This window comes from Vibrio sp. 10N.247.311.12, assembly GCF_041467515.1.
GTDB classification, from domain to species: domain Bacteria; phylum Pseudomonadota; class Gammaproteobacteria; order Enterobacterales; family Vibrionaceae; genus Vibrio; species Vibrio crassostreae_C.
Window position 1 is genome coordinate 36,556 of record NZ_JBFSUV010000038.1, and the last position, 20,637, is coordinate 57,192.

17 protein-coding genes are annotated in these 20,637 nt (G+C 45.9%); 7 read left to right on the forward strand and 10 right to left on the reverse strand.

Annotation, left to right across the window (positions count from 1 at the left end; translation table 11 throughout):
- Positions 1-20 precede the first annotated feature (20 nt).
- Positions 21-488 carry an EVE domain-containing protein gene (locus tag AB6E30_RS16440; RefSeq protein WP_017061021.1) on the reverse strand — a complete coding sequence of 156 codons (468 nt, stop codon included), beginning with the start codon at positions 486-488 and terminating at the stop codon, positions 21-23.
- Between the two features lie 39 nt (positions 489-527).
- On the opposite strand from AB6E30_RS16440, the gene AB6E30_RS16445 reads away from it, so the two are divergent.
- Both AB6E30_RS16445 and AB6E30_RS16450 read left to right on the forward strand, forming a co-directional pair.
- A complete protein-coding gene (locus AB6E30_RS16445) occupies positions 528-2,072 on the forward strand; it encodes a COG3650 family protein (RefSeq protein ID WP_372104442.1) in 1,545 nt (514 codons plus the stop codon).
- Between the two features lie 2 nt (positions 2,073-2,074).
- Positions 2,075-2,671 carry a tRNA-uridine aminocarboxypropyltransferase gene (locus tag AB6E30_RS16450; RefSeq protein ID WP_372104445.1) on the forward strand — a complete coding sequence of 199 codons (597 nt, stop codon included), beginning with the start codon at positions 2,075-2,077 and terminating at the stop codon, positions 2,669-2,671.
- Between the two features lie 145 nt (positions 2,672-2,816).
- Here AB6E30_RS16450 and AB6E30_RS16455 read toward each other — a convergent pair whose 3' ends face one another.
- The 8 genes from AB6E30_RS16455 to lptM all read right to left on the reverse strand — a co-directional run bounded on the left by AB6E30_RS16455 (position 2,817) and on the right by lptM (position 12,787).
- Positions 2,817-5,297 (reverse strand): EAL domain-containing protein, encoded by a 2,481-nt coding sequence (locus tag AB6E30_RS16455; protein ID WP_372104447.1) that lies wholly within the window; start codon positions 5,295-5,297, stop codon positions 2,817-2,819.
- 192 nt (positions 5,298-5,489) lie between these two features.
- Positions 5,490-7,988, reverse strand: coding sequence for an EAL domain-containing protein (locus AB6E30_RS16460; protein WP_372104450.1), 2,499 nt, complete (start codon positions 7,986-7,988; stop codon positions 5,490-5,492).
- A gap of 168 nt (positions 7,989-8,156) precedes the next feature.
- Entirely contained in the window at positions 8,157-8,873 is a 717-nt protein-coding gene (gene yigB, locus AB6E30_RS16465; RefSeq protein ID WP_050649035.1) for a 5-amino-6-(5-phospho-D-ribitylamino)uracil phosphatase YigB, read from the reverse strand.
- Between the two features lie 15 nt (positions 8,874-8,888).
- Positions 8,889-9,821 (reverse strand): tyrosine recombinase XerC, encoded by a 933-nt coding sequence (gene xerC, locus AB6E30_RS16470; RefSeq protein ID WP_017061015.1) that lies wholly within the window; start codon positions 9,819-9,821, stop codon positions 8,889-8,891.
- On the reverse strand, positions 9,790-10,488 hold the full coding sequence (locus AB6E30_RS16475; RefSeq protein ID WP_017061014.1) for a DUF484 family protein: 699 nt from the start codon (positions 10,486-10,488) through the stop codon (positions 9,790-9,792). The genes xerC and AB6E30_RS16475 overlap by 32 nt, the downstream gene beginning before the upstream one ends.
- A 44-nt stretch (positions 10,489-10,532) precedes the next feature.
- Positions 10,533-11,363 (reverse strand): diaminopimelate epimerase, encoded by an 831-nt coding sequence (gene dapF / locus AB6E30_RS16480; RefSeq protein WP_017061013.1) that lies wholly within the window; start codon positions 11,361-11,363, stop codon positions 10,533-10,535.
- 11 nt (positions 11,364-11,374) lie between these two features.
- Positions 11,375-12,628: a diaminopimelate decarboxylase gene (gene lysA, locus AB6E30_RS16485; protein ID WP_017061012.1), complete on the reverse strand. Its 1,254-nt coding sequence runs from the start codon at positions 12,626-12,628 to the stop codon at positions 11,375-11,377.
- A gap of 42 nt (positions 12,629-12,670) precedes the next feature.
- Positions 12,671-12,787: an LPS translocon maturation chaperone LptM gene (gene lptM, locus AB6E30_RS22520; RefSeq protein ID WP_017063757.1), complete on the reverse strand. Its 117-nt coding sequence runs from the start codon at positions 12,785-12,787 to the stop codon at positions 12,671-12,673.
- A 75-nt stretch (positions 12,788-12,862) separates the two neighbouring features.
- Between lptM and cyaY the strand changes: the two genes are divergently transcribed.
- A complete protein-coding gene (cyaY, locus tag AB6E30_RS16495) occupies positions 12,863-13,177 on the forward strand; it encodes an iron donor protein CyaY (RefSeq protein ID WP_017061010.1) in 315 nt (104 codons plus the stop codon).
- A gap of 71 nt (positions 13,178-13,248) precedes the next feature.
- Here cyaY and AB6E30_RS16500 read toward each other — a convergent pair whose 3' ends face one another.
- Positions 13,249-15,777 carry a class I adenylate cyclase gene (locus AB6E30_RS16500; RefSeq protein ID WP_017066755.1) on the reverse strand — a complete coding sequence of 843 codons (2,529 nt, stop codon included), beginning with the start codon at positions 15,775-15,777 and terminating at the stop codon, positions 13,249-13,251.
- Between the two features lie 344 nt (positions 15,778-16,121).
- On the opposite strand from AB6E30_RS16500, the gene hemC reads away from it, so the two are divergent.
- From hemC to AB6E30_RS16520, 4 genes are read left to right on the forward strand one after another with little or no spacing between them, the layout of a single operon-like run.
- Positions 16,122-17,060 carry a hydroxymethylbilane synthase gene (gene hemC, locus AB6E30_RS16505; RefSeq protein WP_017061008.1) on the forward strand — a complete coding sequence of 313 codons (939 nt, stop codon included), beginning with the start codon at positions 16,122-16,124 and terminating at the stop codon, positions 17,058-17,060.
- 2 nt (positions 17,061-17,062) lie between these two features.
- A complete protein-coding gene (locus AB6E30_RS16510) occupies positions 17,063-17,791 on the forward strand; it encodes a uroporphyrinogen-III synthase (protein WP_017061007.1) in 729 nt (242 codons plus the stop codon).
- Positions 17,792-17,810: 19 nt separating this feature from the next.
- The gene (locus AB6E30_RS16515; protein WP_017061006.1) at positions 17,811-19,037 is read left to right on the forward strand and encodes a uroporphyrinogen-III C-methyltransferase; all 1,227 of its coding nucleotides are present in this window, start codon (positions 17,811-17,813) and stop codon (positions 19,035-19,037) included.
- Positions 19,037-20,218 (forward strand): heme biosynthesis protein HemY, encoded by a 1,182-nt coding sequence (locus AB6E30_RS16520; protein ID WP_017063752.1) that lies wholly within the window; start codon positions 19,037-19,039, stop codon positions 20,216-20,218. Before AB6E30_RS16515 ends, AB6E30_RS16520 begins: the two co-directional genes overlap by 1 nt.
- The last annotated feature ends 419 nt before the right edge of the window (positions 20,219-20,637 follow it).

Sequence of the window (20,637 nt, forward strand, 5' to 3'; positions counted from 1 at the left end):
GTAAAAAGCTCTCTCTAACGCTATCGAGAACCTAACACTTCTTTGCTTAAGATTGCCTGCCACTCTTGTTCGGTAACCGGCATGATCGATAAACGATTACCGCGTTTCACCAAGGGCATTTCGGAGAGTTCAGGCATGGCTTTAAGCGTAACCAAAGGAATCAAGCGCTCAGTCACTCGCACAAACTCGACATCCACCATGATCCAGCGTGGGTTATCGGGTGAAGACTTAGGATCGTAGTAATCACTCTCAGGGTCGAACTGAAAGTGGTCTGGGTAGGCTTCTCTGGTTACTTTAGCGATCCCCGCTACGCCAACTTTTTTACATGATGAGTGGTATATCATCACCAGATCGCCAAGCTTGACGTCATCACGCATCATGTTTCGAGCCTGATAGTTGCGTACACCCTCCCAACAAGAGGTTTTTTGTACTCTAAGAGTCTGAATAGAGAAGGTGTCGGGTTCTGTTTTAAATAACCAATATGCCATAATAAATCCAATTAACGGTTGCTCCGAGGAAGATATAACATGAAGGTAATGAAAAACCCAGTGACATGGCTAGTCGCGTTCGCTCTGCAAGGCTGTGTTACGGCACCTGATACGCCGCAACAACCTGAACAGCCCCCAGCAAACTTGGATGAGCCACTGAGCATTCAACCGCAAACCTTCATCATGCGTGGTCAGGTGGTGGTTGGCCATGAAAGCCGAACCTTCACTCCTTGCGGTAGCCAACAACAATACTGGTTAGACTTATCTCCAGAGTTAGCGTTAGAAGCACAAGGGCTCTCAACGAGACCTTACCAAGCCTTATATGGCGAGCTGATTGGTCACCTAACCGTGCCGAGCCAAACGGGTTATAACGCAGATTTCACAGCGCGTTTCGTGGTTGACCAAGTGAACATCCTAACCGCAGAGAACCCAGATCGCTGCGTCCAACCGCTGCGCTCAACACGAGTATTTGGTAATGAACCCCTCTGGTCAGCAACCTTCGATAAAGACCAGCTGAAATACACCAAGATGGGCGAACAGCCACAGACCCTCGATATTGAATCAAGCCGCACCACATCGAGCAGCCGTGACTACCAATTAGAAGGTAAAGCTGCACAAGGCAAACTCAACCTTACGAAAGAGAGCTGTAGCGACGGCATGAGCGATTCTATCTATGGATGGCATGCCAAGCTTAACCTCAATGACAGTAACTACAATGGCTGTGCGACGGTCTCTAACCAAGATCCAACGCTGGACTGGAGCGGACTCTACTTCGCTAGCTCAACGCAAAACTCAGGGTTCTCTATCAACCTTGAACTCAACAATGACCACAGTGCTATCACGACTTATTCATACAGCAATGGAGACCCTTCTATTGTTGAACAAGGCTTCTGGCAGCAACTGAACCAAAATCAGGTACAAGTGGTTATGACTCGCCACCAGCAACAATATTTGATCTCCGAGCGCATCTTCACACTCGATAATGGCAAGCTAATCGCTGAAAAAGAGAAAGTGGGCAACGTGGTGTATCCGATTGCCAATGGCGGTCTGGTGCTATTCGAAGCTAAGAGTGCGCAAGCACAAGTAAACACCACCACTAACGTTGATCTAACCGCAAAGCAGGTGAACTCCAGCGATCAACTTGATCCAAAAGTCGACCAAGCGATCCGCGAATACTTTAAGATCAACAACAGCTCACCTGACGACACTAAATACCGCTGGTTAACCTACGACCTCAACGGCGACGGTAAAGAAGAGCTGTTCGCCCAACTCGATTGGTGTGGTTCTGGTGGCTGTACACTGCTAATTTTCGAAAACCATCAAGATAACTGGCGCTTCAATAGCCGAGTGACACTGGTTAAGGGCGACATACGCTTAGGTAAATCGCAAAACCACGGCTGGCAGGATCTGATCTTCAATGTCAGTGGCGGCGGTGCAACACCGGCGAAACACACACTTTCATACTCTGGTGTCAGCTACCCGCTAAACCCAAGTGTCGCTCCAGTTGCAGATGATGCTGATATCAGCGACGTGGTTTTGTTTGCTGATGGTATCTCACCCGCACAAAGTGGAGTTAAGTTGTAAACATGAGTAACCAACAAGCTTGCCATGGTTGTAGCTTCACTCACCAATGTATTTGTCACCTGATACCTAGTGTCGCAAGCCAAATCGATCTTGTACTGCTCACTCATGAGAATGAACTGTCACGCGATACCAATACAGGGAAGCTGCTTCAGCAATCCCTTGATCAGTGTCAGTCCATTGTATGGCAAAGGAAAACACCACCAGCGGAGCTCATCGCACTGCTTGACGATGAAACACGACAACCGTTTCTTTTATTCCCAAGTGATCAAAGTGTCGAGTGCCAGCAAGCTGTAATGACCCAAGCCCAGAGCCGTAAGCCGCTATTCATCATCTTGGATGGCACATGGCAAGAAGCGAAGAAGATGCTTAACAAGAGCTCGTGGTTACAAGCCGTTCCGCAAGTTCACCTCGATATTACCAGCGAATCTTCATACACCTTGCGCCGCAACCAAGACAGTGGCCATCTGTGTACTTGCGAAGTGGGTATTGAGTTACTCAAATCTTTAGGTGAAAGCGAACCTGCCAAGCTCATTGATGACTACTACCAACAGTATCTAAAAGTATTCCACGCCGACAAATGTGGCCACGCCCTCAAATAGACCAAGCAGGCGCGCGGGAAGGTAAAAACACATTTCGGGACGAGACAGACACTAAAAACAAAAAGGGTGAGCCATAAGCTCACCCTTTTTACATCGTATTTTCGTTATTGAGCCAACCAGTGTTTCACGTGAAACGCTCGCTCCATCAAAACAAACGCTGAGGTTGACCAAAGTAATACCCTTGCAAGTAATCGACCCCCATGTCTTCAGCAATACGGCACACCTGCTCATTATGAACGAACTCCGCCACCGTCTTAGCATTCAGAATCTGGCATAAGCTCACCAACTGCTGAGCGATCTTGCGCTGCTTTTTATCTTTATCAATATTGCGAATCAAACTGCCATCAAGCTTGATCACCTGTGGTTCTAGCTTCAATATCTCATCAATGTTCGAATAGCCCGAACCAAAGTCATCAACAATAATATTCACACCAAGATCGCGGAAGTGATTACACACCTCAATCAAGCGACCGTAATCCTGAATTTGTTCCGTTTCTAACACCTCCAAGCCAATACGCTGTGGGTGACTGATTTTCTTGATCGCTTGTTCAAGGTGAAGAATGGTTTTCTCATTGCTGAAATCTTGTGGCGCTAAATTAATTGAGAACGAATCGGTTCGCTGACTCATAAAATCGAAGGTGCGCGTTATCATCTGACGACTGAGGCGTGTATAGAGATGGGTTCCTTCAATGATTGGCAAGAACTTACCCGGTGCAATTAACTGACCGTCCTCTTCAATTCGAACCAAACACTCGTAGCTCTCTACCTGATGACTGTGTGCTGAAACTATGGGCTGAGAGCACGCCACAATATTCTGATTAAGCACCGCGCGACTCACGCACGACAGCCAACCAAGTTGCTCTTGGCGATGCTTCTCCAATTGAATGAGTGCCTTGGCGCTCACTAGGTGCTTGTTCTGGCTGACAGCGCTGCGCCTCGCATCAATCGCCTTCAACAATAAGTCATCAATAGAGGTAGTCGGGAAATCTCGACGGCTGGCGATACCCGCACAGATAGACACCGACAAGTAATCAATATCGGGTAAACCGGTAGGCTCAAAATTCACATGCTCGGTTTGATCGGCAAATTCCGAGAATCGCTGATGAATATGTTCTTGGCTCGCCCAACTATCAAACACCACCGCCCACTCACCAATACCGATACTGTAGAGCTGACAGCCCTCATCAAAGAACTGCCACAGCGCCTTTTGAAAGTACTCACTCAAATCATGCAGAAGCTTGTCACCTACTCGATAACCATACTTCTCATTGATCTGACCAAAGGTCGTGACCTTCAAAGCTAGTAAGTGGCTATCACTGCTCATCTTCGACAGTTTCTCACGCAGCACACTTCGATTGGGTAAACCTGTACGGTGATCAATTCGATAGCTTGCCGTCAATGCAGTGGCTTGCTGCTGAATCTTACTCGCCATGCTGTTGTTCATGTCATCGACATCAAGCAGTGCATTTCGGATCAATGAAAACAGAGGGGATATGTTGGTCGCGGGTTGCGTCTCTAATGGCAATACCGCCTTACCCTCGCCTTCTCTAAGCGCAAGATAAGTGAGGCTATGGTGCAAGATTCGCTGTTGGCCATTCTCTTGATAAAGTTCTCCCATGCAGTAAACGCCATAGCTGTCGGCCAATTTTTGGAAAACCTCAACCTCTTGGTTGCCATCAATAAAGTCGATACGAGATGTACAGTTATAAATGAAGAACTGTTCTGGCCTATGAGAGGCGATCTGCTGCACGCCCAGTCGTATCTGCTCTAAGGTCAGTGATGGATGGTCATAACAAAACCGGATCTCATCGCCCACTTGGAACAGGCCGCTGAATTCTATCTCTCCACTTTCCGTTACCTTGAGCGGTAAGTGAATGTTTTGCTCTTTCGGGTCACCGACCATCAAGGGAAAGTTATGCAGTTGCTCAAAAGGCACTTCGAGGCCATCAGCGAGGTAACGATTGTAGAGTTCGCGAACAGGCATCCCATCAAGTTCCAACAACCGGTTCTCTTGAGCACCTGTCACTCGAAAAGTTCGACCAATCGGATTCCATTCAGTGTAGTAACCCTTAGCGATGGAGAGCTCAACACTGTGCAGCGCCAACATCACATAGGCATTTTCATAGCAAATGCCGTCTAACATCACCCATCGCCCATTATCTGTGATGGTCGATGCACCGCCACAGATCGGTAATGAATACATCGACTGCTCAAACGCTGAAAATAGATCTCGGTTATTTATCTGCAAGCGGTCTGCGAAACAGATGATGCTTTGAGTATTATCATTGCACTCAAGCTGTTGCCACATAGCGTGGCTATCGAGCAATGGTTGTTCGCTATATTCGACAACACCACAAGAGTAAGACGTCGCGTCAAAGCGGGTAACAATCAGATAAAGACCTTGGTGCAGGATGACACCTTGACTAATGTAGTGGTTAGCACTGCAACCAATCAATTTGGCATTGGGAAAAGTCGATTGAATCACTTGGCAGGCAGCCAAAACAGAACCTTTCTCGAAAGACGAAAACACCTGAATCAGTAGGCTTTCATGTTGATGAAAATCTATCTTTTCCAATTCACGTTGGGTTTGCTCAATGTCTTGTATCAGGAGAGAAGTCGACTGCATATTCACATTAATCGTTACGTTAATGATTTATTATTGTGCTTATTATAGATAAGGCTTGCACGGAATACTTGCGATCGCGTTATGAATAATGTGACCTTAGTTAGACATCATTCATTCCGCCAAAAAGCAGTCATTAATGGCGGCGCAGTACTTTTATAGCCAGTAGTTAAACAATGCTGGAAGCTTTAACAGCTAAAACAGTCGCTTAGGCTCACCAAAGTAGTAACCCTGCAGATAATCAACACCCATTTGCTCTGCTATCTCACAAACTTGCTGGTTATGGACAAATTCAGCGACCGTTTTGGCATTGAACACTTGGCACAAACGAACCAACTGAGAAGCGATGTTTCTTTGTTTTTGGTCTTTGTCGATATTACGAATCAAGCTACCGTCGAGCTTAATGATCTGCGGCTCAAGCTTAATGATTTCATCGATGTTGGAATAACCAGAGCCAAAATCATCAACAATGATTCTCGCCCCGAGCGCACGGAAGTGATCACACACCTCAATCATGCGGCCATAATCTTTAATCTGTTCTGACTCGAGAACCTCTAAACCAAGTCGAGTAGGATCGTTCATACCACTGATCGCAGCCTCAAGAACCTCAAGCGTCTTGTCGCTCAACAAATCTTGTGGGGATAGGTTGATAGAAAACGAGCTCTGCTTATCCGCCATATAGCCAATAGTGCTCTTAATCATGTGTCGACTAAGGCGCGTATAAAGGTGGGTGTCAGCAATGATCGGTAAGAACTTTCCTGGTGGCACAATGGTACCGTCCGACTCCATGATTCTGACTAAACACTCTTGGCCAATCATTTCGTGCGTACCCGATTCCACAATCGGCTGTGAGTAAGTGATGATGTTCTGATCTAAAATTGCACGGCTCACACAGCTCAACCAACCAAGTTGCTCTTTGCGGTCCTCTTCGCTCACCTGAATGTCTTTGGCATTGGTGATATGGGTATTATTACGCACTCCATAGCGTCGAGCTTCGATCGCTTTCAATAAGATCTCGTCACCACTGTCGGTTAAGAAGTCACAACGACTAGCAAAGCCACCACACAGAGAAACTGACAGGTAATCAATATCAGCCAAACCATACGGCTCAAAATTTATGTGTTCGATGTCATCGGCGAACTCAACGAAACCTTCTTTTATTTTCGCGCTACCAACGCTGGCATTAAAGATAATCGCCCACTCTCCGACACCAATACTGAATAGCTCAACCTTCACGCGAGGCTCTTTGACGACACGAAGCTGCAATCGCTCAATAAAGTGATTAGACAGATCAAGCAGTAACTGGTCACCTACTTGATAGCCGTATTTTTCGTTAACTTGATGGAAATTCGTGAGCTTTAACGTGAGTAAGTGTTCACTAAATAGAATCGTATTGAGGCGCTCCTTCAAAACGATACGATTCGGCAAACCAGTACGCGAGTCAATGCGATAGCTTTCGGTTAAGCGACGCGCTTGTTGATGGAGTTTTTTCTCCATCTGAGTATTCATACTGTCGAGATCGGCGACTGCATTTCTGACAAGGTTAAGCAACGGCGACACGGTTGAGCCGCACTGAAAGTCTTCACAATGAAACTCTTTAATCTCGTCAGACTCGCGCATAGCGATATAAGTCAGGCTGTGGTGCAGTATCTCTTGGCGGTCTTCATTACGGTATAGCTCCCCCATGCAGTAGGCACCACATGTATTCACTATCCCTTCAAATGGCTTGAGCTCAAGTTTGCTGTCGATAAATTCAAGTCGAGATACGCAGTTATAAATGATCACCGATTCAGGCTGATGCATGGCTAGCATCTCGGCCCCGTGGCGCACCTTTTCTGCAGTGAGAGATGGGTGGTTATAACAAAACTGCGCCTCTTCACCGACATGCCAAGGGCTATCAAACTCGATACTGCCATCATCATTAATACGTAGCGGCGTCGAGATCCCCTTCTTTCTACCAAGTTCTCGATAAAGCGGAAAGCTCATCAGCTGGCTAAAAGGAAGGTCTTTGCCATCCGCAAGGTAATGTTTGAATACTTCGATAGCTGGCTTGTCGTTCAACGCGTATAAGCGATTTCCAACTGCATGTGTGACTCGTAACTTCATCCCAATCGGGTTCCACTCAGAGTACGCGTCCGACCAAACCTTCAATCTTGGGTTAGTCAGAGCCACAGCAACACAGGCGTGCTGGTAGGTTTGCTCGTTATACATAACCCAACGGCCAAATTCATTCTCATGGCACAGTCCACCAGCTATCGGCAAGGCGTAAGGTAAATTTTCAAAAGCGCTATAAATAGGATAATCACGCCCTTCAACCTGATCACACAAGCTGATGACCGTTTTGGTGTCTTCTGTAAGGCGCAATTGAAAAGCTAAGTCTTGGCTGTCTTGATTTGGATTGCCGGAAAAAGGCTGGACCGCAGAAGTTAGATGGGTTTCGTTGAACTCACTGATGATAACTAAGGTGCATGCACTTTCAAGACAATTATCACAGATAACATGACGAGCACTCTGACCAATTAGCGTCGCATTGTTTAAACGATTGAGGGCAACACCCGCGATTTGACGAGCTAGATCTGAAGATTGTGCTGAGAAAATTTGAATAAGGTACTGTTTGCTGTCACACCATTCTCGCTGATCAAATTGAGCTCTAAATAACGCCTCAGTATTTGCGAGAAATGTAAATGTTTGCATGCCAACCCTTGTTCAAAATCGAGTGAAGTAACAACCCGCAACCACTGCTATGACTGAAATGAATCGATAAAAAGTAGTCGCCAATTATCCTAGCCTAATCAGGCTTTTATAGGCGACTAATGTAACAATTCACTATCGTAAATGCGACACAATAAGCTTACCAAGCCATTAAATTAGTCGCATAAGATCGCTAAGTTGGTCTATTTCAACATCAGGGAGCACACTCGCCTTAGGGGAGCGGTATAAATTGGAACCAGTGTCATTAAACCAGCACGCCTGGAAGCCATTTTGCTTGGCTCCATAGACATCCGTTTTAAGGTGATCACCAACATGAAGAATATTCTCAGCGTCGCAATCTAGGTGTTGCTGAGCTTTTTCAAACATATCTGGATAGGGTTTTGCTCTGCCATCAGGGCCGGCTTTAAGGATTAATTGAAAGTACTGCCCTAAGCCAATTTTGTGAGGGTCGACATTGCCATTGGTAATCGCAACCAGAGGAATACGCTGGCTAAGTTCAGACATCACTCGATGCGTTTCTTGAGGGACATCGACTTGATTACGCAACCACAAGGCATGCTCAATGCCTTCTCGAGCCGCTTGCTTTGCTTGCGGCAGGGAGTAACCCAATTGCAGCAAACCACTCTTAATCTGAGTTTCACGCCACACGGTGACATCATGTTTCAAAGCTGGGTTTTCAGATGCGACTTGCTGCTTAATGCCCTGCCACTCTTCAAGCGATAAAGAAGCCGACACTGGGTGCTTTTGATAAAGCCACTGTGCCATCTCTTTCTCAACCTTCATGATCACAGGCCAGTTGTCATACAGGGTGTCATCCAAGTCAAAGGTCATGGCTTTAATGGGCTTTAACCCTCGATAAATTCGCATAGTAAACCCTTAAATCTAATCTTTATTCTTCTTACGAGCTCTCGGGTGAGCCTGATCATAAGCCTGTGCTAAGTGTTGGAAATCTAAGTGGGTATACACTTGAGTCGTCGAGATGTTTTCATGGCCAAGCAACTCTTGAACAGCACGAAGATTCTGGCTCGATTCCAGCACATGCGTTGCAAAGGAGTGACGCAGTTTATGCGGGCTAATATGACTCGCGACAGATTGCTTCTTGCCCCACTCTTCCATGCGCTTTTGCACACTGCGGTGAGAGATACGAGTCCCAAGCTTAGAGACAAACAGCGCAGTTTCACCCGGTGAAGCCAATTCACCACGAACTTTGAGCCATTTATCGACCCACTCTTTAGCTAAACCAGAAAAAGGCGCTTTGCGTTCTTTGTCGCCTTTACCAATCACTCGAATTTCGCCTTGTCGACCTAACACATCTTTAAGATTGATGCCGACCAGTTCTGCCAGTCGTAATCCAGCACCATACATCACCTCCATCATCGCTCGATCACGAATCGACAATGGATCGTCCTCATTCACATCAAGCAGTTGACCCACTTCATCAACATCGAGGTTTTTAGGCAAAGGGCGTTGTTTGCGAGGTGCAGAGACACCTTTAGCTGGATTGGCGGTCATTTCGCCACGCAACACAAGGAAATCAAAGAAGCTGCGCAATGACGATAAGCGAGTCGCGATGCTGCTCGCTTTCATTCCCTCACGCATGCCTTTGCTGGCCAGTTGTCTGACCCACGCCGCATCGACTTGCCCCCAGTCTTTAAGTCCGAGCGTGACTAAATGACCGGCCATGGTTTCAAGTTGTTGTTTGTAATTACGTTGGGTGTGTAGGCTGAGCCCCTTCTCGCTTCTGAGATATTCATAGAAGCGAGAAAGTGGCTTTTGAAGGCTGTTAGGAAGAGGTATTTTGGGCTCTAGGCTCATTATTTATCTGCCAAGGTAAGGTGTCCGCCAAATGAGCGACAACAAGTGCTAAATGGCGTAAAAAGAGCGTATCCATATGGGGTTGGAAATGTCCGCCATCTTCACTAGAAAAGGCGAGCAAACCCAATGGAGACTGCTTAGCAAGCGGTAGTACTACATAAGAGCCTAGCTCTGGAACTGGATAATCACCAAACAAATCGTGTCTGTCGGCTTTTCTCAAGCGCCCAAGATAAGCATCTTTGCCATTGAAATGGTTAAGCGAAAACTTAGAGTAACCCTCAGCACTCAACTGATAAAAGCCAGATTGCGAAAGAATTCGAACATGAGCCTTAAGCCCAAGATCTAACGCTTTTTGTTCAACGGCTTTTATCACCTGCATAAAGTCACTGCATTTCAGCACTTGCGCTTGCAGATCCATAAACTCATAGAAGGTTTTATCGTTATTTGCTGCCAACGACATCAAGCCAGTGATCTCTTCTTCAAGCTCTTCGATTCGATGACGCTGGCGTTTAAGCTGAACCTCAACCAGAGAAACAGCGCCCTGCTCAACGTTATTGATAGCAAGGCGATCAACCAAATCTTTTCGGTCTTGGAAAAAATCTGGGTTATCACGTAAATATTCCGCGACCACTTCTGCGGTGAGTGCGTCGGCTTCAACGTAAGACAAAACCTATCCTTTATTTTTATGAATCTATTTGTTTTGGGTCGTTATTAGCAAGAAAGTTGACCATCAAACACATGCGTTGCAGGGCCGGTCATAAACAGAGGTTTACCCGGGCCTTGCCAGCTAATGTGTAAGTCACCGCCTGGTAGACGAACCTTCACATTCTCAGCCAGTAAGCCTTGAGTGATACCCACTGCAACTGCGCCACACGCTCCGCTGCCACATGCCTGAGTTTCACCCGCACCGCGCTCGTAAACACGCAAGCGAACTTCTTCACGGTTAACTACCTGCATAAAGCCAGCATTAACACGCTCAGGGAAACGTTCGTGTGATTCAAGTAGCGGGCCTAAGGTGTCCACATCAGCCGTGTCGACGTCATCAACCACAGTCACCACATGTGGGTTACCCATGCTTACCGCACCACAGAATAATGTGTGTACATCCGTTCTTAGGATATACGTCTTCTCTGGCTGCTTGGCCTTGAATGGAATCTTACCGGGTTCGAACTCAGGAATGCCCATGTTCACGGTGATCAGGTCATTCTCTTCAATCTTGAGAACCATTTTACCTTTCTTGGTACTCACGTTGATGCTGTACTTATTCGTTAAGCCTTTCATGCGAACGAATCGTGCAAAACAACGCGCACCATTGCCACACTGCTCCACTTCACTGCCATCTGCATTGAATATGCGGTAATGGAAATCAGTTTCTGGATCATAGGGAGCCTCAACCACAAGTAGCTGATCAAAGCCCACGCCAGTGTGACGATCCGCCAAACGACGGATCAAATCTGGAGAAAAGAAAATATTTTGAGTAATGCAGTCCACGACCATGAAATCATTGCCCAAACCATGCATTTTAGAAAAGTGGAAGTGCATAACGCTTAAAATTACTCCGGAAGAATGTTTTCAAGTTCCCACAGACTCGTAAGCTCTTCACGCTGACGAACCAAGTGAGTTTTATCGCCATCCACCATCACTTCAGCCGCACGCGAACGAGTGTTGTAGTTAGATGACATCGCGAAGCCATAAGCGCCCGCTGAACGAACTGCTAGCAGATCACCTTCTTCAAGCACAAGGTCACGATCTTTACCTAGGAAATCGCCTGTCTCACAAATTGGGCCAACCAAATCGTAAGTCACGGCTTCACCCTGACGAGGGCTCACAGGAACAATATCCTGCCAAGCTTGGTAAAGTGCTGGGCGCATTAGGTCGTTCATTGCTGCATCGATGATGGCAAAGTTCTTGTGCTCTGTTGGCTTGAGGAACTCGACTTTCGTTAATAATACACCAGCGTTAGCAGCAATCGCTCTTCCAGGCTCGAAAATCAGCTCTAGATCAGAATGATTGTCTAAGCGAGCCAATAAGGCTTTCGCGTAGTCAGAAGGCTGTGGTGGTAATTCATCACGATAAACCACACCCAAGCCGCCACCGACATCAAGGTGTTTGATGTTGATACCGTTAGCACGTAGCTGGTCGATCAGCGCAAGCAGGCGATCGGTTGCATCGATGAAAGGTTCGATATCCGTTAACTGAGAACCAATGTGGCAATCAATACCATGGATAGACAAGTTATCGAGTGTTTTTGCAAACTCATAAACAGCAGGAGCACGGTCGAAAGCGATACCAAACTTGTTATCACGCAGACCTGTAGAGATATAAGGGTGAGTGTTCGCATCAACGTCTGGGTTGATACGCAGTGAAATCGGCGCTTTAACACCAAGCTCACCAGCCACTTTATTCAGTCGCTCTAGTTCTGGTTCTGACTCTACGTTGAAACACTTAATGTTCAACTCAAGCGCACGCTTCATTTCAGCGGCTGTTTTACCGACACCAGAGAATACAACTTTTGCTGGATCGCCACCGGCAGCAACCACACGCTCTAGCTCACCGCCAGAAACGATATCGAAACCTGAGCCCAAACGAGCCAAAGTATTCAACACGCCAAGGTTTGAGTTAGCTTTAACGGCATAACACACCAAGTGCGGATGCTCACCAACCGATGAATCAAACGCATTCCAGTGGCGTTCTAATGTTGCACGAGAATATACATACAGCGGTGTACCATATTGCTCTGCTAGTTGTGAAAGTGCGACGTCCTCAGCCCAAAGCTGGCCATCTTCCTGATAGTTGAAGTAATCCAAAGTTCTTATCCCTTATAAATAACGATTTCTGCGTGTTTTCACTTATTGTGATTGTTCGGTTTGCTGAACTTCATCAGGATCGTACAAAGGACCCGTTTGACCACAACCAGAAAGTCCAATAACGGACATCATAAATAGAGCAGCAATTAATTTTTTCATTTTGCATATCGTGATTATTAACTCAATGCCCCCTATAATCGCACCACACTCAGGAAAAGCAATAGGATAGAAAGGATGAACGAGACTGAATTTCATCAGCTGGTCGATATACAGATGCAAAACATCGAAGAAGCTATCGATGAATCAGAGGCAGATATTGATTACGAAGTGACTGGTAACGTGATGACGCTGGAGTTTGAGAACCGCAGCCAAATCATCATTAACCGCCAAGAACCAATGAAAGAAATCTGGTTAGCGTCTAAATCTGGTGGCTTTCACTTCAAGCTAGTTGACGACAAGTGGACATGTTCAAAGACGGGCATGGAGCTGTTTGAGATGGTTAAAGAAGAATGCGTGAAGCACGCAGGTGAAGCGATCGATTGGGTCTAATCATTTGTAAGCAAAACTAAAAAGGAGTGAATCAATCACTCCTTTTTTAATATCAATCAGTCTTAGTAAGACTAGATGTTAACTATCTTTGAGCTCCGAGAAGCTAGAGTTGCATCGTTACGATAAGGCACAACGTAAGAATTGCCTTCTTCAGGATGAACGATTTGGTAGTACTGAGGTAGGTTAAAGTTAATCAACTTAGACGACATCTTCGACTCATCTTTTACCGATGTGTAGAAAGAATTCACGCTCGCGATCATCTCATCTTTTTCACCGCTGTACTGGTGGTAGACCTCAACTTGGTTCGACTCGTCCAATACATAAATATTGAAGCCTTTGTCGGTATCTTCGAAAAAGAACTGAATCAAGCCCTCACTCGCAAAACCATCCACCACTTCTGGTAGCTGATACTCTTGCTCTTTATCGAGCATCAGTAAAGGTGAGCCTTTGAGCTTATTGGTTGAGATGCTACGGTAGAAATCGACCGAGTTTTCCAACATCTGTACCGACACACCACGACGTTCGAAGAACAGACCAAACATCTTATTAGCTAAACGAATAGCCTTAAAACGGCGGCGCTTCTCTGGTTCAATCGGTTTCAATCGTAAGTCGATACACTCAGCAAGCAGTTGATACACCATGTTACGCATCACACCACGCAGGTTTTTGCTGTAACAGAACACATCAACCGATTCTGGCGGTAAAGCATCTTGGTGCATTTTGCCAAGTACCGTCTTCAGCGCATCCAGCATTGCCGTATCACCTTGGAAATGCAGCGTACGTACTTCATGCCAAGAGTTACGATAAACTAAGTCGACACTGCCGACTAAGCTCTTACCTTCCTCACCAAAGCTGAAGATATCGGCGTTCTTGAGGTCCACTTTTAATGCACGACCACTTAATTCAGACGTCGGGTCATTTTCAAAGTTGATGAACATCGCTAGCTGGCTTATCTCACACGGGCTCGCCAGTGCTTGCATACTTGGGCGACGCTTACGCAAAGAAAACGTATTACGCAGGTCGCTCACCATTTGATAGAACTTATCGATATCGATGTGAGCGTCACGTACCACAGAGTGCAAACGTGTCGACTCGGTAATCAAGCCATTAAAAAACGACCATGCTACCAACTTACTCAAGTACTCATGGTGCTCTAGAGAAGGCTGACCAAGAATGCGGTGTGCAACCAGTGGCTGCTTATACAAGTACCAACCGGCTTTATTCGACTGACCCTGACGAACTTCGATGAAGCTCAAATCTGGTTCGTGCAGGTCTGGAGAGATTTGCGGGTTCAGTAGCGTCACTTTGCCCGGCAAGACCTCAAACGCAGCGTAAAGCTTACGTGCCAAGATGCTGATATCTTGTGGACTGATTGCCGAAGTGATGTCGTTACGACGCGCAAATTGAATCAGATTACGATAGCTCAGCATCAAGGCATCAAGCAGTGCATGGTGCACCACTTTAACCTGCTCAACCTTCCAGTTACGGCGGTTATCGAGCTCAGCAATGGTTTCATGTCCCCAATTCCAAGATTTAGTCATCTCGGTTAAGGCTTCACGACGCCACGCAACGGAGCCAATGCCCGCATCTCGTGACAACTTCTCGTGGGTCTTAAGATAAAAACAGCGCCTCACCAAGTCCAATCGAGTATGGTCGTTAATACGCTCTAGGTAGCGCGTTACCTTCTCAAGCATCAGATAGTAACTATCCATGCCATACAGATCCGGTTCATCCGCGAAGAAGCGACGCTTGGTATCAATACTCAGCAGTTGGGTGTTTGGGTATTCCCATGAATAGGCTTCTAACAGGATCGCCTTCAAAACCGATTTATACGGTGAGTCGATACTCTTATAGAGCTGCCACAGGTTTGAACCAAAGTACTCTTCAGCGGGAATGCGATTCAGCTTGCCGAAATCGATCCACTGCGAGCAATCAAGATAGCCATCCTGACACAAACCTTGAACATACTCGTCGTAACACTCTTCCATTTCTGGCGGAATGATTTGCCACAACAAACGCTGACCAGCCAAACGAACCGCAGAGCGATAAAACTCATCAAGCAATAATAAGTGCTGTGAAGAACCACAGTTATCGCCGGTCATCTCTTCTGAATGGTTCGAACGGAAACGCTCTTCATCCATCAAGAAGAAGTTCGCTTCTACTCCCAAGGTTTCAGCCCAATCGGTAATCAAGAGACACTTGTTGGTTAGGCTATCGCGAGAGGCGCCATCCATATCCGGGGAAACACACACCCAGATATCAAGATCACTTGAAGTGCTTTGACCAATAGAAGAAGTACTACCCATGGTGTACAAGCCAAGGATTGCTGGTTCATCCGTCTCGGTGAGTTTGCCACCCAGCGTTAATTCGGTATCAGAGACAAATTGCTTTTGGAATTCATTAAGCGTGAAGCTACGAATTCCAAAAGGAACTTGTTGGTCATAATAACCAGGCATCATCGGGTGATTGAAGTGAAGCAGTGCGGGAATAAGGTTGAATACTCGCTGGCCTTGCACATTCATCAACGCCAACGCACGATCAATGCGCTGCTGATTTAGATTGTCTAATCGTTGAATCAAAGTTTGAGTGTAAGCCTGCAAGGTAAGTCCTTGGTTTGAGGTTAAGTGCAGTTCTGTTTAGTTACTGAACGAAAGGAGCAACAAAACGTGATCAATTTAACACTTTTACCCTTAATGGTAAAGCAAAGGAACCCGTCATACTGGTCAATTCCTTGATGACAGAAAGTTAAACTCACGGCGCCGTAGTGTCCTCTTTATTGACTATTTCTAATAATAGCCCATGTTTCAAATGAGATACTAATCACACTATTTTGGTGAACTCATGAAAATCTCTCAGCTATCAAAGTATGGAATGATCAAACAGTAAGAATTCTCGCCTCATAATGGTAGGATTAGGCTATTACAGAACCTATATCGGAAACACCATGACAAATTCAGCACCAATCCGTATCGCGACCAGAAAAAGCCCTCTTGCCCTTTGGCAGGCATACTTTGTAAGGGATGCACTGCAAGCTGCTCACCCTGGTTTAGAGGTTGAGTTGGTAACTATGGTGACCAAAGGTGACATCATCCTAGACACTCCGCTTGCTAAAGTGGGTGGTAAAGGACTGTTCGTTAAAGAACTTGAAGTAGCCATGCTAGAAGGTCGTGCTGACCTAGCGGTTCACTCAATGAAAGATGTACCTGTCGACTTCCCTGAAGGTCTAGGTCTGGTAACAATTTGTGAGCGCGAAGATCCGCGTGACGCTTTCGTATCAAACACTTACAACAACATCGACGAACTCCCACAAGGTGCTGTCGTGGGTACGTGCAGTCTGCGTCGCCAATGCCAACTGTTAGAATACCGCCCAGATCTGATTATCAAAGAGCTGCGCGGCAACGTTGGTACTCGTCTAGGTAAACTCGATGATGGTCAATACGATGCGATCGTACTGGCTGCTGCAGGTCTTAAACGTCTAGAGCTAGAAGAGCGTATTCGTAGCTTCATCGAACCAGAGCAGTCTCTCCCTGCTGTTGGCCAAGGCGCTGTTGGTATTGAGTGTCGCCTTGATGACGAGCGTCTGATTAAACTCCTTGAACCACTGAATCATAAAGACACGGCTGATCGTGTACTGTGCGAACGTGCAATGAACCTTACCCTAGAAGGTGGCTGTCAGGTTCCTATCGGCAGCTACTCATTATTAGATGGCGAAAACATCTGGCTACGTGCATTAGTTGGTGAACCGGACGGTTCTAAGATGGTTCGTGGTGAGATCTCTGGCCCTCGCAAAGATGCAGAAGCACTTGGCGTGACTCTGGCAAATCAATTGCTGGATGATGGCGCGAGAGAAATCTTAACCAAGCTCTACGTTGACCAAGAATAATCATGACAGTGTTGGTGACTCGTCCCGGTTCAGAGGGACAATCGCTTTGCCAACAACTAGCGGATGAAGGGGTTCAAGCAATCCATCATCCGCTGATTCGTATCGTGGATAATCCCAACTCTGCGGATTTAAGCACCCAGCTTAATAACAGCGATATCATTATTGCAGTCAGTCACCACGCCGTGGCGGCTGCCCAAAGCATCCTTTCAAAAACCTCATCCATTTGGCCTACTTCGCCGCTTTATCTTGGCGTTGGTCAAAAAACTGCGCACGTTTTAAGCAAAGTCTGTAAACAAAAAGTAAACTATCCTCAAGTTAGTGATAGTGAACATCTTCTTAAACTTACTGAACTTAATGGCGTAGAAAATAAGTCCATTTTGATACTACGTGGCAATGGTGGGCGTGAGCTCATTAGGGATTCTCTACTCAATCGAGGTGCACAAGTCTCTTATTGTGAGACCTACCGTAGAGAATATATTCCTATTAGCGACCACAATACCTATCAAACATGGATAAACAAAAAAACGTCCAAAGTTGTCATCACTAGTCAGGAACAATTGGAGTATCTCTGCTCAATTACCCCTGATGAGTATTTGGCTTGGCTTTCAACAAGACATCTATTTGTCCCAAGCCAGCGCATTGTAGAACGAGCACAACAACTCGGCTTCTCGAATGTGACCAATACTCACAGTGCTACGAACCAAATATTACTGGCTGCTCTCCGGCCCTAGCTAGAAACAGGAAATAAGCATGACAAGCAAAAAAAATAATGAGCATATTGAACCTGAAAAGAAACAAGATACTCAGCCAGTAGTTGTTGAAAACGAAAAAGCTGACTCTACAGAGACAAAACAACCTGAACAGAAGCTTGATGCCTCTGCTTCAAATACCGCTAAAAATGAGCAGCCTCAAGCTGAGCATAAAGAGCAAATAGAGAAAGCAGAAAAGCAAGGTAAGCGCGGTGTCAAACTAGGCGCTATTGCGATCGCTATTTCAATTATCTTCAGTGGCGGTATCGCATTTCAAATGCAGCAAAAGAGCGCTGAATACTCGGCTCAAATAGCCGCTCTTCAAGCACAACTTCAAAATACCCAATCTGCGGTAAATAAAGACCTACAAACCATCAAGCAAGAGACTATCCAGGAAGCCTCACACGCGGTGGAGAAAACTCAGGTCGTGCAATCTCAACAGCAGAAGAGCATTCAAAGCCTGCAGTTAGCAGTGGCTGACGTGAAAGGTCGCCGCCCGAATGACTGGTTACTTGCCGAAGCCGATTACCTTGTGAAACTAGCAGGACGTAAACTGTTCCTCGAGCATGATGCCGTTAGCGCAACCAAGTTAATGGAAAGCGCCGATCAACGTATCGCAGCACTGAATGACCCGAGCTTAGTGTCACTGCGTCAATCAATGACCAATGACATTACCAAGCTTCGCACTATTCCTCTGATCGACCGTGACGGCTTAGTTCTGCGTATCACAAGCTTGCAACAGCAAGTCGATACACTGCCGCTTGCCAATGCGATTCTTCCGGAAGCTGCGGTTGTTGAGAAAAAAGCGGTATCGCAAGATATTAATGATTGGCAGAACAACCTGATGACGTCGATGAAAGACTTCTCAGAAAACTTCATTACCTTCCGTAGTCGTGATGGCGAAGTTATCCCTCTACTCTCTCCTGAACAACACTTCTACCTGCGTGAAAACATCAAAGGTAAATTAGAAACCGCGATTCGCGCCGTCTACAAAGAACAAGGTGAACTCTATAGCGCAGCTCTTAATACCGCTAGCGAGTGGTCGAAAGCGTATCTAAACCAAGATAACAACTCAGTGATTGAATTTGAGAAAGCGATTAAACAGCTAAGTGAACAGAACATCTCTGTGAAATACCCTGTAAAGCTTGAATCTCAAAATGAGTTGTCAGATGTGATACGTGAGCGCCTACGTCGTGAAGTCACCGTTATGACCACGGAGGAAAAATAATGATTCGTTGGATTTTTCTTTTTCTCGTTCTAGGTGCTGGGTTAATTGTTGGTACTCAGTTCTCTGGTCAACAAGGCTACGTTCTGATCTCAATTGCGAATAAGACTATTGAGATGAGCGTGACAACACTGGTTATCTTTGTCATTGCTCTTCTAGCGGCTCTATTCGGCTTAGAGTACCTATTTAAAAAGCTTATGTACGCAAGCTCGACAACTTGGAACTGGTTCAGTGTTCGTAAGCTGAAACGTTCTCGTCGTTATACCAATGAAGGCATTATCAAGCTACTTGAAGGTGACTGGAAAGGCGCTGAGAAGAAAGTAACTCGTTGGGCTAACCATCACGACATGCCTCTACTTTGTTATTTAGTCGCTTCTCAAGCGGCACACGAACAAGGTAATACAAGTGAGCGAGATAAGTACATCGAGCTTGCTAGCCAACAGGACGACTCTCTACTAGCGGTTGAGCTAACTAAAGCTAAACAGCAAATCAGCGAGTCAAACTACGAAGCTGCATTCGATACACTTTCGACCCTAAAAGGCACATACCCTAATAACACTGCTGTACTTGGCCTGTTAAAAGCCACTTACTTGCAACTGAAGTTATGGCAGCCATTGCTAGAGTTAACTCCTAAATTAGTTAAGAACAAACTTCTAACAGCTGATGAGCAACGTGAATTAGAACAGAAAGCACAATGTGGGCTACTTCATGATGTGGCACAACAGCAAGGTAGCGAAGGTTTAATCAGCCATTGGAACAAGCTTTCAAGAAAACAGAAACAAAGTTCGCACCTTGTATCCTGCTTTGTGAAGCAACTTATCGCTCGCAAAGCTGACTCAGAAGCCTTCACTGTGATCAAAGAGAACATTGCAAAGAGTGGGTCAAATGAACTCTACATGTTGCTTCCAGAGTTGAATCTAGCCGATCACCACCCAGTAGTGGTCATGCTAGAACGTGCAATCAGTAAAGACAGTGGTAATGCCGAAGCACACAGCGCGCTGGCTCAGTTCTACTTAAGAGAGCAGAAGTGGGCGGAAGCACAAAGCCACTTCGAAAAAGCCCTAGCACTTCGTTCAAATGTTTCAGATTACGGATACCTATCTGACGCACTAGAGAAGCAAAACTTAACGAAAGCAGCTCACGAGGTTTCTCGTAAAGCGCTCGCTCTAGTTCAACCAGCTTAATTTAAAGTGTCTCAAACTAAGCCGATGCCTAGCATCGGCTTTTTTGTATCTGTTACTTATCCATAGATAACTTCTACAATAGCTATAAACCAAACTCATCGAACCCTTACCTGCCCAATACCAACTAACCATGAAATTGCTCAACTGGGCTTCTCAAACACACGGAGAACGACTTTAGTTGTGTCTGTACGTAGTTTTACCATTCTTATAAACAAGTCCTTATAAGAGGTTCGAGAGGAGTCATAGAGAAAAGTGATACCTTGAAGTTCAAGAACAAATGGAGATCAGCTTGAGAGAAGGCGCTTAAAGATATTTACCCGCAGACAGATGCCCACTTAAAGTCACGTTGAATTAACAATTAAATAGGTTCATCGCGGCTTTCCGGGGAAAGCCGCTTTTATCTTCAAGAAGAAGTAGTC